The 12,940-nt window shown below is 61.9% G+C and carries 10 protein-coding genes and 1 pseudogene; 10 read left to right on the top strand and 1 reads right to left on the bottom strand.

Going from position 1 to position 12,940, the window contains the following annotated elements; translation table 11 throughout:
* Together ABRA89_RS13835 and ABRA89_RS13830 are read left to right on the top strand one after the other, a co-directional pair.
* Positions 1 to 903 (top strand): C40 family peptidase, encoded by a 903-nt coding sequence (locus ABRA89_RS13835; protein WP_349942084.1) that lies wholly within the window; start codon positions 1 to 3, stop codon positions 901 to 903.
* Complete coding sequence (locus ABRA89_RS13830) at positions 900 to 1,523, top strand: class I SAM-dependent DNA methyltransferase (protein WP_349942083.1); 624 nt, start codon at positions 900 to 902, stop codon at positions 1,521 to 1,523. The genes ABRA89_RS13835 and ABRA89_RS13830 overlap by 4 nt, the downstream gene beginning before the upstream one ends.
* Positions 1,524 to 1,551: 28 nt before the next feature.
* Here ABRA89_RS13830 and uvrA read toward each other — a convergent pair whose 3' ends face one another.
* A complete protein-coding gene (uvrA, locus tag ABRA89_RS13825) occupies positions 1,552 to 4,479 on the bottom strand; it encodes an excinuclease ABC subunit UvrA (RefSeq protein ID WP_349942082.1) in 2,928 nt (975 codons plus the stop codon).
* Positions 4,480 to 4,703: 224 nt separating this feature from the next.
* On the opposite strand from uvrA, the gene ABRA89_RS13820 reads away from it, so the two are divergent.
* The 8 genes and pseudogenes from ABRA89_RS13820 (at position 4,704) to nuoI (ending at position 12,879) form a co-directional block, all read left to right on the top strand.
* The gene (locus ABRA89_RS13820) at positions 4,704 to 5,222 is read left to right on the top strand and encodes a single-stranded DNA-binding protein (protein ID WP_349942081.1); all 519 of its coding nucleotides are present in this window, start codon (positions 4,704 to 4,706) and stop codon (positions 5,220 to 5,222) included.
* 94 nt (positions 5,223 to 5,316) lie between these two features.
* Complete coding sequence (locus ABRA89_RS13815; protein ID WP_349942080.1) at positions 5,317 to 5,634, top strand: hypothetical protein; 318 nt, start codon at positions 5,317 to 5,319, stop codon at positions 5,632 to 5,634.
* A 259-nt stretch (positions 5,635 to 5,893) separates the two neighbouring features.
* Positions 5,894 to 6,500, top strand: a pseudogene (gene nuoE, locus ABRA89_RS13810) (NADH-quinone oxidoreductase subunit NuoE); the annotation flags it as partial.
* Positions 6,501 to 7,486: 986 nt separating this feature from the next.
* On the top strand, positions 7,487 to 8,791 hold the full coding sequence (gene nuoF, locus ABRA89_RS13805) for an NADH-quinone oxidoreductase subunit NuoF (RefSeq protein WP_349942079.1): 1,305 nt from the start codon (positions 7,487 to 7,489) through the stop codon (positions 8,789 to 8,791).
* Positions 8,792 to 8,891: 100 nt separating this feature from the next.
* On the top strand, positions 8,892 to 10,967 hold the full coding sequence (gene nuoG, locus ABRA89_RS13800; RefSeq protein ID WP_349942078.1) for an NADH-quinone oxidoreductase subunit NuoG: 2,076 nt from the start codon (positions 8,892 to 8,894) through the stop codon (positions 10,965 to 10,967).
* A gap of 12 nt (positions 10,968 to 10,979) precedes the next feature.
* Entirely contained in the window at positions 10,980 to 12,032 is a 1,053-nt protein-coding gene (gene nuoH, locus ABRA89_RS13795; protein ID WP_349942077.1) for an NADH-quinone oxidoreductase subunit NuoH, read from the top strand.
* Positions 12,032 to 12,235 carry a hypothetical protein gene (locus ABRA89_RS13790; RefSeq protein WP_349942076.1) on the top strand — a complete coding sequence of 68 codons (204 nt, stop codon included), beginning with the start codon at positions 12,032 to 12,034 and terminating at the stop codon, positions 12,233 to 12,235. Before nuoH ends, ABRA89_RS13790 begins: the two co-directional genes overlap by 1 nt.
* Positions 12,236 to 12,387: 152 nt before the next feature.
* Positions 12,388 to 12,879, top strand: a complete 492-nt coding sequence (gene nuoI, locus ABRA89_RS13785) for an NADH-quinone oxidoreductase subunit NuoI (RefSeq protein ID WP_349942075.1) — start codon at positions 12,388 to 12,390, stop codon at positions 12,877 to 12,879.
* Positions 12,880 to 12,940 lie beyond the last annotated feature (61 nt).

The following is a 12,940-nucleotide window of genomic DNA, read 5'->3' as shown; positions in this document are numbered from 1 at the left end:
ATGACTGACAAGCTCAATCCCCGCCTCAACGCCTATCGTGACGATTTGGCCGATATCCGCCTCAAGGGAAGCGTCGAGGCTGAACGCTTCATCGAAGGCCAGCCGGGCGTCGTTTCCGTGCCGCTCGCCCCGCTTCATCGCGCGCCGGCCCATGATGCCGCGCTCGACACGGAGGCCCTGTTCGGTGAACGGCTGCTCGTCTTTGACGAGATCGTCGTCGATGGCGAGCCCTGGGCCTGGGTGCAGCTCGACGAGGACGGCTATGTTGGCTACACGCCCTTCGCCGCGCTGAGCCGTCTCAGCGAACCGGGCGAAGCGGACATGCCGACACACCGGATTTCCGTGCCGCGCACGCTGGTCTTTCCCGAACCCGACATCAAGCGCCCGCCGGTAGCCGACCTACCCATGGGTGCGCTCGTGAAGGTCGTCGGCGAGGCCGAGGATCACAATGCCAACTATCACCTGCTCGACGGCGGCGGTGCGATCGTCAAGCAGCATGCGGAGACCTTCGGGGAGGATGCCGAGGACTTCGTCTCCGTCGCCGAACGTTTTCTCGAAACCCCCTATCTCTGGGGCGGCAAGAGCGCGCTCGGTATCGACTGCTCGGGGCTCGTCCAGCTCTCCTGCGCAATGGCCGGGATCGACGCGCCGCGCGATTCGTCCGACCAGGTGCGCGAACTCGGCACGCGGATAGCCGGCATCGAGGCTCTCCAGCGCGGCGACCTCCTGTTCTGGCCGGGCCATGTCGGCATCATGATGGACGGCCAACGCCTGCTCCACGCCAACGCCTATCACATGATGACCGCAATCGAGCCGCTCACCGAGACCTTAGAACGGTTCGACGAGAAGGGCGTGGCGCTGAGCGCCGTACGGCGCATCCCACCGAAGGCGAACGGTGCGTGACCGACAAGCGGGCGAAGCTCGATCAGGCCGCCGGTGCCATCGTCGGTATCTACCAGCGTCACGCCACCGCCTTTGATCGCCTCCGCAATCGCGCCCTGTTCGAAAAAGGTTGGCTCGACCGTTTTCTCGATGCCGTGGCGGAGACGCCGTGCGTTCTCGATCTCGGGTGCGGCATGGGGGAGCCGATCAGCGCTTTTCTCGCAGAGCACGGGTGCCAGATTACGGGCATCGACAGCTCCGCAGCGATGCTGAGTCTCGCCAGTGAGCGATTTCCAAATCATCGCTGGCTCGAAGCCGATATGCGCACCGTTTCGCTTGGAGAAACCTTCGACGGACTGATCGCCTGGGACAGCTTCTTCCTGCTCTCGCCGAACGATCAGCGGAAAATGTTTCCTATTTTCGCGTTGCATGCCGCGCCCGATGCGCCGCTTCTCTTCACGACCGGGCCCAGAGCTGGCGAAGTGATCAGCGAGTTCGAGGGCGAGCCGCTCTACGCGGCCAGTCTCGATAACGAGGATTATCGTGCCCTTCTTGCTGAAACCGGCTTTGAAGTTCTCGACCAGCGCAACGAAGACCCGGATTGCGACTATCACACAGTTTGGCTGGCGCAGCGGCGCTAGAATGCAACGCTGACAGCTATAGCGCGATCTACTCCGCGGCGATCTTCGTCACCTTTTTCGTCGGCCGGCGCTCCAGAAGCTCCTTGAGGAAGCGGCCAGTATAGCTTTTCCGGGTCTCGCAGACTTGTTCAGGTGTGCCGGTCGCAACGATTTCGCCGCCGCCGTCACCCCCTTCTGGGCCAATGTCGACCAGCCAGTCGGCGGTCTTGATGACCTCAAGATTATGCTCGATGACGACCACCGTGTTGCCGCGCTCGACGAGGCCGTGCAGCACCTCGAGCAGCTTGGCGACGTCGTGGAAGTGGAGGCCCGTCGTTGGCTCGTCGAGAATGTAGAGCGTCTTGCCGGTCGCCTTGCGCGACAGCTCCTTCGCGAGCTTCACGCGTTGGGCCTCGCCGCCCGAGAGCGTCGTCGCCTGCTGGCCGACCTTGATATAGCCGAGGCCGACCTCTTTCAGCGCCACGAGCTTGTCACGCACAGCAGCGACCGGCGCGAAGAAGTCGACGCCTTCGTCCACGGTCATGTCGAGCACGTCGGCGATCGACTTTTCCTTGTACGTGACCTCAAGCGTCTCGCGGTTGTAGCGCTTGCCGTCGCAGACATCGCAGGTGACGTAGACATCGGGCAGGAAGTGCATCTCGATCTTGATGACGCCATCGCCTTGGCAGGCCTCGCAGCGCCCGCCCTTGACGTTGAACGAGAAGCGGCCGGGCTGATAACCGCGCGCCTTCGCCTCGGGCAGGCCCGCGAACCAATCTCGGATCGGCGTGAATGCGCCGGTATAGGTCGCCGGATTCGAGCGCGGCGTGCGGCCGATGGGCGACTGGTCGATATCGATGACCTTGTCGAGATGTTCAAGGCCCTCGATCCGGTCGTGCTCGGCCGGAACGTCCCGGCCATTGGCGATGCGGCGGGATGCGGCCTTGAACAGGGTCTCGATCAGGAAGGTCGACTTGCCGCCGCCGGAAACGCCGGTGACGCAGGAAAAGAGGCCGAGCGGGATCTCGGCGCTGACATTTTTCAGATTGTTGCCGCGCGCGCCGACAACTTTGACCGCCTTGCCCTTTTTCGCCTTCCGCCGTGCCTGCGGAACCGGAACGCCCATATCGCCTGACAGATACTGGCCCGTAATCGAATCCGGAGTTTCCATGATGTCGTCGGGCGTGCCCGAGGCGATGATCTTGCCGCCATGGACGCCTGCTGCGGGGCCGATATCGACCACATAATCGGCTGTCCGGATCGCGTCCTCGTCATGTTCGACGACGATTACCGTATTGCCGATGTCCCGAAGGTGCTTGAGCGTGACGAGCAGGCGCTCATTATCGCGCTGATGCAGACCGATCGAGGGCTCGTCCAGCACATAGAGAACACCTGTCAGCCCGGAGCCGATTTGGGAGGCGAGGCGGATGCGCTGGCTCTCTCCGCCTGAGAGGGTGCCCGAGGACCGGGACAGGGTGAGATAGTCGAGCCCGACATCGTTGAGGAAGCGCAGCCGGTCGCGAATCTCCTTCAGGATGCGGACGGCAATCTCGTTCTGCTTGTCGCTCAGGCTTTGCGGCAGGTTCTCGAACCACTCTGCCGCATTGCGGATCGAGAGATCGGCGACCTCGCCGATATGCTGGCCGGAAATCTTCACAGCCAGCGCCTCGGGCTTCAGCCGGTTGCCGTTGCAGGCGGGGCAGGGCGTTGCCGACATGAAGCGCTCTATCTCCTCGCGCATGAAGGCCGAATCGGTCTCGCGCCAGCGGCGGGAAAGATTCGGCACCACGCCCTCGAAGGTCTTGGTCGTCGAATAGGCGCGGAGCCCGTCCTTGAAACGGAACTCGACCTTATCCTTGCCTGTGCCGTTGAGGATGACGCCCTTTGCCTCATCCGACAGATCGGACCATTTGTCGGTCTGCTTGAAGCCGTAATGCTTGCCGAGCCCCTCCAGGGTCTGGCCGTAATAGGGCGAGGTTGACTTCGCCCAGGGCGCGATCGCGCCGTTCTTCAGCGTCATGTTCTCGTTCGGGACGACGAGCTTGGGATCGACTGCCTGCTGGGAGCCGAGGCCGTCGCATTTCGGGCAGGCGCCGAACGGGTTGTTGAAGGAGAAAAGCCGCGGCTCGATCTCCGGTATCGTAAAGCCGGACACCGGGCAGGCAAACTTTTCGGAAAAGAGCAGCCGCTCGTGGGTCTCGTTCTTGTTGCGGTTCGCCCCCGCATCGGCGAGCCGATCCTTCGGCAGCGGCTTGTCGGCGAATTCCGCGACCGCCAGACCGTCGGCCATGCCGAGCGCGGTCTCGATAGAGTCGGCGAGGCGGGACTTCATGTCCTCGCGCACAATGATGCGATCGACCACTACATCGATATCGTGCTTGTACTTCTTGTCGAGGGCCGGCACGTCGGCGATCTCGTAGTACTCGCCGTCTACCTTGACGCGCTGGAATCCCTTCTTCTGCAGCTCGGCCAGTTCCTTGCGGTATTCGCCCTTGCGGCCCCGGATCATCGGCGCAAGCAGATAGAGGCGCGTGCCCTCATCGAGCGCGAGCACTCGGTCGACCATCTGGCTCACCGTCTGGCTCTCGATCGGCAGCCCGGTCGCCGGCGAGATCGGGACGCCGACTCGCGCGAACAGCAGACGCATGTAATCGTAGATCTCGGTGACGGTCGCCACGGTCGAGCGCGGATTCTTCGACGTCGTTTTCTGTTCGATCGAGATCGCCGGCGAGAGGCCCTCGATGGAATCGACGTCCGGTTTCTGCATCATTTCCAGGAACTGCCGGGCATAGGCCGACAAGCTCTCGACATAACGACGCTGGCCTTCCGCATAAATCGTATCGAAGGCGAGGGAGGATTTGCCCGAGCCGGACAAGCCCGTCATGACGATCAGCTTGTCGCGCGGAATGTCGAGATCGACATTTTTGAGATTGTGTTCGCGCGCACCACGAATGGAGATCGTCTTGAGATCGGACATGAACGATACCGGCAGGAGATAAGGAAACTGGGATTTGGCCTATCTATGGAAACCAGCACCGAGTTTAAAGCACGGATTGACTCAAGGAAAGGCTTTGTTCTAATTTTGTTCCGTATCGTCGGCGATGCGTCGCACGGCCTTTTCTGTGAACGAACGAGGGAGCACCCTTTCGCGGCCGGGGGTGCGTCGTTAGGTTCGCGCGCATTCGTGTAAAGGAGTCATTCATGGCGGGCAGCGTCAATAAGGTCATCCTCGTCGGCAATCTCGGGGCCGACCCCGAAATGCGGCGCACACAGGACGGCAAGCCGATCGCGAACTTTTCGGTCGCGACTTCGGAAAGCTGGCGCGACCGCAATTCCGGCGAACGACGCGAGAAGACCGAATGGCATAGGGTCGTCTGCTTCAATGAGGGCCTGAACAAGGTCATCGAGCAGTACGTAAAGAAGGGCTCGAAGGTTTATATCGAGGGTCAGCTCCAGACCCGCAAATGGCAGGGACAGGACGGCCAGGAAAAGTACACGACAGAAGTCGTTCTGCAGGGCTTCAACTGCTCGCTCACTATGCTCGACGGCCGCGGTGAAGGCGGTGGCGGTGGCGACTATGGCGGCGGCGGATCACGCGGCGGTCCGCCGTCCGGCGGGTCTCGCGGCGGCGGCGGAGATTACGGTGGCGGTTCCGGCGGGGGCGGCGGCTATGGCGGTGGTGGCGGATCGCGCGATTTCGACGACGAAATTCCGTTCTGATCGGTCACGCCGCTCGAAGGTTTCCGGATGCGCCTGTGTCGCTGGATTTCTAGAGCTCGCTCTCGCGGGCTCTATCGTTCTGGCTGGTGCAGCAGTGGTCCATGCTGGAGAACCGGTCGTCGAGGACGTGCAGGTGACGCGCACCGGCGAGGGTGTCTACAGTTTCGGCGTCACCGTGAGGCATGACGACGAAGGAGCCGAGCACTACGCGGATCGCTGGGACGTCAAAGGTGCGGATGGAGCGGTCTACGTCACCCGCGAGCTTCTTCATCCGCACGTGAACGAACAGCCGTTTACCCGGTCCGAATTCGGGATCTCAATTCCCGCTGGCGTGACAAGCGTTTTGGTGTCGGGGCACGACAACGTGCTTGGAGAGGGCGAGGCGATGGAAGTCGGATTGCCCACGGAATAGACGCGTTTCCAAGCCAGATGGGCAAGCTACTCCTTCGTGCATCGATATTCGAAGGTTTGGAATGAGCCGGCAGCAGCCCGGCGTTTCTCTTGCCATCCATGCGTTTTTTCTCGACCTTTTGGACGATGACCGCGTCCAACGGTCTCGCGCGGTTTGCCGCAGTGCGATAACAGGAATATCAAGCGCTGGCGTTTTGGTTCGCCTGTGATAGAACGCGGCCAAACCGCATGAATTGAAATGGTTCCAGAGTCGAGGTCCGATGTCCGTTCGACGTCTTGCCGATGACAGCATCCAGCCCCAGAGCTTCGCGTTCACGGACGAGAACGCAGCATGGGCCGATGCCACCGTCCGCAAATATCCCGAGGGCCGGCAGCAGTCGGCCGTGATTCCTCTCCTGATGCGCGCGCAGGACCAGGAGGGCTGGGTCACAAAGGCTGCCATCGAGCACGTTGCCGATCGCCTGGCTATGCCGCTGATCCGCGTTCTCGAGGTCGCGACCTTCTACACGCAGTTCATGCTTCAGCCGATCGGGACGCGCGCCCATGTGCAGGTCTGCGGGACGACGCCCTGCATGCTGCGTGGCGCGGAGGACCTGAAGGCGGTCTGCAAGAAGAAGATCCACCCCGAACCGTTCCACCGCAACTCGTCCGGCACGCTTTCGTGGGAAGAAGTCGAATGTCAGGGTGCCTGCGTGAACGCCCCGATGATCATGATCTTCAAGGATGCCTATGAGGATCTGACCCCGGAACGGCTGGAAGAGATCATCGACGAGTTCGACGCCGGCAACGGCGCCAAAGTAACAACCGGCCCGCAGAACGGTCGCCATCAGTCCGTGCCCATCGGTGGCCTGACGTCGCTGACCGAGGACTACGATGACCTGATCGCCGAACAGAAGCGGGAAGGCGCGCACGGCGCGGCCAACGGCTCCGCGGATCAGGGCCAGGGCGCTGGTGCGGCAATCTCAACGCCGCCTTCAGAGGCCGGGCGACCGGACAGCGAGTCCGTCTATACAGATCCCAGCACCGCTAGTCCCGGCAAGGCGGATGCCGAGACAACGCCTCAGAGTGCCGAGCGGGACGAGAGCGACGAACTTGTCGCTGAAGCCCACGATCCGAGCGCCGGTCAGGAAGGCGGTACGGAAGAGGGGAAGACCGGGCAGGAAGAGCGCGATGCGGCCGAGTCGGGCGTCGTGACCGGCGACGACGAAAGCGCGGCTCCGCAGATGTCCGGCGGCACTTTCCTGGATAAGGAAGCTGCCGCGCGCGACGCGGTCGTACGGGACTTCAAGGTGGTCGACGATGCCGGCGGAACCGATATCGAGCGGGCCCGCGAAGGTGAGCCGTCACCGGATCTCGTGAACCGCGACGAAGGTCGGTCGCTGGAGGGGAAACGCGCCGATACATCCGACACCCGTCCAGGCCCTGTATACGCGGATACCTTCGCGACAGAGGCAGATGACAGGCGCAAGCCGTCCGAGATGCCGGAAGCTCCGGCGCCTGGGATCGGAAAGCCGATCGATGAGCAGCCGGCTCTTCCATCCGCCGATGAAGATCTGGGGGAGGGCGAGCGTCCTGAAGGCTTGTTGACCGAACCTGAGGGCGGCAAGAAAGACGATCTTCAGAAAATTAAGGGGATCGGGCCGGTTATCGAGGCTAAGCTGAACGAACTTGGCGTTTTCCACTACCGGCAGGTCGCGGCATGGCGACGCGAAGAACTGGTATGGGTCGACAATTACCTTAATTTTCGGGGACGCGCCGTGCGCGACCAATGGGTCGAACAGGCCAAGGTTCGCTCGGACTACGGTGCCGAAAACGACGACGAAACATCGGGTTCGTAAGCAAGGAGCGGGTATATGCTGGCCGACAAGGACCGCATCTTCACCAATATATACGGGCTCCGCGACAAGAGCCTGAAGGCGGCAATGAAGCGCGGCCATTTCGATGGCACGAAGGACATCATCGAGAAAGGCCGCGACTGGATCATCAATGAGATGAAGGCGTCTGGCCTTCGCGGACGTGGCGGCGCTGGCTTCCCGACCGGACTCAAATGGTCCTTCATGCCCAAGGAGAGCGCGGGACGTCCGCATTATCTCGTGGTCAATGCTGACGAGTCCGAACCCGGGACGTGTAAGGACCGGGAAATCATGCGCAACGACCCGTTTACGCTGATCGAGGGTTGCGTCATCGCCGGTTTCGCAATGGGGGCTCACACTGCCTTCATCTACATCCGCGGCGAATACATACGTGAACGCGAGGCGCTGCAGAAAGCTGTCGACGAGTGCTACGACGCGGGCTTGCTGGGTCGCGACAACAAGTGCGGTTGGGACTTCGATGTCGTCGTCCACCACGGCGCCGGCGCCTATATCTGCGGCGAGGAAACGGCGCTTCTCGAGAGCCTTGAAGGCAAAAAAGGCCAGCCTCGCCTCAAGCCACCATTTCCGGCGAATGTTGGACTCTACGGTTGCCCGACGACGGTCAACAACGTCGAATCGATCGCGGTTGCCCCCACCATTCTGCGGCGCGGCGGCGGTTGGTTCGCAGGGATCGGCCGGGAGAACAACACGGGCACCAAGCTCTTCTGTATCTCAGGCCATGTCGAGCAGCCCTGCACGGTCGAAGAGGCGATGAGCATCTCCTTCCGTGAGCTGATCGAGAAGCATTGTGGCGGTGTGCGCGGCGGCTGGGACAATCTTCTTGCGGTGATTCCCGGTGGCTCCTCCGTGCCGGTGGTTCCGGCCAAGGACATTATCGACGCGCCGATGGATTTTGACGGGCTGAAGGAGATCAAGACATCTCTCGGCACCGCCGCCGTCATCGTGATGGACAAGTCGACCGACATCGTGAAGGCGATTGCCCGCATCTCTTACTTCTACAAGCATGAGAGCTGCGGCCAGTGCACGCCGTGCCGCGAGGGCACCGGCTGGATGTGGCGCGTGATGGAGCGCATGGCTGTGGGTAACGCCAAGAAAAGCGAGATCGACATGCTGCTTCAGGTGACGAAACAGGTCGAGGGCCACACGATCTGCGCCCTCGGCGACGCGGCGGCCTGGCCGATCCAGGGGCTGATGCGCCATTTCCGCCCGGAGATCGAGCGCCGGATCGATGAATATTCGCGCAACGCCGATCTCGACCGGCCGCATTTGGTGGCAGCGGAGTAGAGTGGGTCGTGCACGCGATCGTGCGATACGTTAAATTTTGCCGGGAGCCGAATTGGCGCGGATACGCTTCGGTCGCCCGGAAGAGAAAGTTTGAAAGACGATGACACAGCTCAAAGTCGATGGCCGCGAGGTCGATGTTCCGGATCACTTCACGCTGCTTCAGGCGTGCGAGGAAGCGGGCGCCGAAATTCCCCGCTTCTGCTTCCATGAGCGGCTGTCGATCGCCGGCAACTGCCGCATGTGCCTCGTTGAGGTTAAGGGCGGTCCGCCAAAACCCGCCGCGTCCTGCGCCATGGGCGTGAAGGATCTGCGCAAGGGCCCGAACGGCGAGCTGCCGGAAGTCTTCACCACAACGCCGATGGTCAAGAAGGCCCGTGAAGGCGTGATGGAGTTCCTGCTGATCAACCATCCGCTCGATTGCCCGATCTGCGATCAGGGCGGCGAGTGCGATCTGCAGGACCAGGCAATGGCCTACGGCGTCGATTCCTCGCGTTATGTCGAGAACAAGCGTGCCGTTGAGGACAAGTATATCGGCCCGCTCGTCAAGACGATCATGACGCGCTGCATCCACTGCACGCGCTGTGTCCGCTTTACGACGGAAGTCGCCGGCATTTCCGAGCTCGGCCTCGTCGGCCGTGGCGAGGATGCCGAGATCACTACCTATCTCGAACAGGCGATGACCTCGGAGCTCCAGGGTAATGTCATCGATCTCTGTCCGGTCGGCGCGCTGACGTCTCGTCCTTACGCCTTCCAGGCCCGACCGTGGGAGCTGACGAAGACCGAGACGATCGACGTGATGGACGCGGTCGGTTCTGGCATCCGCGTCGATACACGGGGTCGTGAGGTGATGCGCATCCTGCCGCGCACCAACGAAGCCGTGAATGAGGAGTGGATTTCTGACAAGACGCGCTTCATCTGGGACGGCCTGCGCGTCCAGCGCCTCGACAAGCCCTATGTGCGTAAGGATGGCCGCCTTCAGCCGGCGAGCTGGCCGGAGGCCTTCGCGGCCGTGAAGGCAAAGCTTGATTCGACCGATGCCTCGAAGGTTGGCGCGATCGCCGGCGATCTCTCGGCCGTAGAGGACATGTGGGCGATGAAGCGCCTGATGGGCGAGATTGGCTCGGCGAACATCGATTGCCGTCAGGATGGATCGGTCAGTCATCCGGCCGATGGTCGCGCATCCTACATTTTCAACACGACGATCGCCGGGATCGAAGAGGCTGACGCGCTTCTCATCATCGGCGCCAATCCGCGCTTCGAAGCCTCCGTTCTCAACGCGCGAATCCGCAAGCGCTGGCGGATGGAGGGCTTTCCGATCGGCGTCATCGGCGAGAACACTGATCTTCGGTACGATTACACCTATCTCGGCGCCGGCACGGACACGCTGTCCGACATCGAAGGCGCGAGCCAAGGCTTCTTCGAGGCACTTAAGGGTGCCGAGCGGCCGATGATCATCTTGGGGCAGGGGGCTCTCTCCGGGGATAACGGTTCGGCCATTCTCGCCTCCGTAGCCGCTCTTGCCCGTGAGATCGGCGCAGTCACCGACAGCTGGAACGGCTTCAACGTGATGCAGACCGCGGCTTCGCGCGTCGGCGGTCTCGATATCGGCTTCGTGCCGGGCGATGGCGGCCAGACCGCAGCTCAGATGGTGTCCGGCGGTGTCGACCTTCTCTTCAACATGGCTGCCGACGAGATCGACGTTCCGGATGGACCGTTCGTCGTCTACATGGGCAGCCATGGCGACAAGGGCGCAAGCCGCGCTGACGTCATCCTGCCGACCGCCGCCTATACCGAGAAATCCGGTACCTACGTCAATCTCGAAGGCCGGGCTCAGGTCGCGAGCCGCGCATCTTTCCCTCCCGGCGAGGCGAAGGAAGACTGGGCTGTCATCCGCGCGCTTTCGGCCGTCATCGGCAAGCAGCTGCCCTTCGATTCGCTGATGCAGCTGCGCAAGGAACTCTACGCCGAGCACGGCTTCATGCGGACCGATGCCATCGTGCCTGTGGACAATGGTGCGATCACCGGTCTTGCGGATCGGGCCGAAAAGCTGCAATCCATGCCGCTGACTTCGAATGTCGCGGACTTCTATCTGACGAACCCGATTGCGCGGGCCTCGAAGGTGATGGCGGAGTGTTCGCGGCTCGCGAGCCAGGTGCATCTCGAAGCGGCGGAATAAGGACGAAACGGCTTGACTGACTTCTTCTCGGTTTACCTCTGGCCCGGCCTGATCATCCTCGCGCAGAGCGTCCTCTTTCTGGTCGTTCTCCTCGTTATGATCGCTTATATTCTGCTTGCCGACCGCAAGATCTGGGCGGCGGTGCAGTTGCGTCGCGGCCCGAACGTCGTCGGGCCTTGGGGGCTATTCCAGTCCTTTGCCGATCTTTTGAAATTCGCGCTGAAAGAGCCGATCGTCCCGGCATCGTCGGACAAGCCGGTCTTCCTCTTGGCGCCGCTCGTCGCCGTTACCCTGGCGCTAGCGACGTTTGCGGTGATTCCCGTGGCGCAAGGCTGGGTGATTGCGGACATCAATGTCGGCATTCTCTTCGTCTTCGCGATCTCATCGCTGGAAGTCTACGGCGTGATCATGGGTGGCTGGGCGTCGAACTCGAAATACGCCTTCCTCGGCGCGCTGCGTTCGGCCGCGCAGATGGTGTCCTACGAGGTCTCGATCGGTTTCGTGATCGTCACCGTTCTTCTCTGTGTCGGCTCGCTGAACCTTTCCGAGATCGTGATGGCGCAAACGACCGGGCTCGGCACGATGCTCGGCTTGCCGGCGAGTTTCCTCGACTGGCACTGGCTCGGCCTCTTCCCGATGTTCATCGTGTTCTTCATCTCGGCGCTCGCGGAGACGAACCGCCCGCCCTTCGACCTTCCTGAGGCCGAATCGGAGCTCGTCGCGGGTTACATGGTTGAATATTCGGCGGCGCCGTACATGATGTTCATGCTCGGCGAGTACGCAGCGATCACCCTGATGTGCTGCCTGACGACGATCCTGTTCCTGGGGGGCTGGCTCCCGCCGTTCGACATCTTCCTCCTCAACTGGATCCCGGGCTTCATGTGGTTCACGTTGAAAGCCGGACTGGTGTTCTTCATGTTCGCCATGGTGAAGGCCTTCGTACCACGATACCGCTATGACCAGCTGATGCGTCTCGGCTGGAAGGTTTTCCTGCCGATTTCGCTGGGGATGGTGGTCATCACGGCTTTCGTGGTCCAGATCTTCGGCTGGGGAGCGGCCGCCTGATGTCGATGGGGCTGATCGGCGCGCTGGTTGGCCTCGTTATTGGCATCGCCGATTATTTCGTCCTCGGTTTCGTCAGGAACCGGTTCAAGGAGCAGCGGCCGACGGAGCGCGTTGGAGGTGGGCTGATCATCGAGATCGTCAGGATCTCTCAGCTGATGTTCTTCCCGATCGCCGGCTGGTATGTCGGAGCCTATCTGGTCTAGGCTCGACACGAAAACACACTGAAGGCCTGTATTGTCGGACGACCTCCGACGTCGGCCAGACCAGGAATTGTCAAGCTCCCGCCGAGGAGCGCTGGTGGTCATGAGGATCGCCGATGCGCCGGGGAGCAGAAGGAAGCATCTGGGACCCTATCATGTCCGCTATCGCACAAACGGTTCGATCGCTCTTTCTCGTCGAGTTCGTGCAGGCCTTCGGCCTTGCGCTCCGGTATTTCTTCGCCCCCAAGGCGACGATCAATTATCCCTTCGAGAAGGGGCCTGTCTCTCCGCGTTTCCGCGGCGAACATGCTCTGCGTCGCTATCCGAACGGCCAGGAACGCTGCATCGCCTGCAAGCTTTGCGAAGCGATCTGTCCTGCTCAGGCGATCACTATCGAGGCCGGACCGCGCCAGAACGATGGTACCCGCCGCACGGTTCGCTACGACATCGACATGGTGAAGTGTATCTATTGCGGCTTCTGCCAGGAAGCCTGCCCGGTGGATGCCATCGTCGAGGGACCGAATTTCGAGTTCGCCACGGAGACCCGTGAGGAACTCTATTACGACAAGCAGAAACTTCTCGCGAACGGCGATCGCTGGGAGCGGGAAATTGCGCGCAACATTGCGCTCGACGCGCCATACAGGTAAGCCGGGCCAGAACCGGCGAACGGTGTAAGACTCGGCGGTTCGGCACGGGTTGTCGAGGTCC

It is taken from the genome of Fulvimarina thalattae (assembly GCF_040239565.1).
Classification (GTDB): Bacteria; Pseudomonadota; Alphaproteobacteria; order Rhizobiales; family Rhizobiaceae; genus Fulvimarina.
The sequence above is the reverse complement of the archived record's forward strand: the minus strand, read 5'-3'. Positions and strand labels throughout refer to the sequence as shown.

Bases quoted from the DNA above. Each gene is read 5' to 3' on its own strand.
- ABRA89_RS13835 (WP_349942084.1), top strand. From the start codon at position 1: ATGACTGACAAGCTCAATCCCCGCCTCAACGCCTATCGTGACGATTTG.
- nuoG (WP_349942078.1), top strand. From the start codon at position 8,892: ATGACACAGCTCAAAGTCGATGGCCGCGAGGTCGATGTTCCGGATCAC.
- nuoF (WP_349942079.1), top strand. From the start codon at position 7,487: ATGCTGGCCGACAAGGACCGCATCTTCACCAATATATACGGGCTCCGC.
- uvrA (WP_349942082.1), bottom strand. From the start codon at position 4,479: ATGTCCGATCTCAAGACGATCTCCATTCGTGGTGCGCGCGAACACAAT.
- ABRA89_RS13790 (WP_349942076.1), top strand. From the start codon at position 12,032: ATGTCGATGGGGCTGATCGGCGCGCTGGTTGGCCTCGTTATTGGCATC.
- nuoI (WP_349942075.1), top strand. From the start codon at position 12,388: ATGTCCGCTATCGCACAAACGGTTCGATCGCTCTTTCTCGTCGAGTTC.
- ABRA89_RS13820 (WP_349942081.1), top strand. From the start codon at position 4,704: ATGGCGGGCAGCGTCAATAAGGTCATCCTCGTCGGCAATCTCGGGGCC.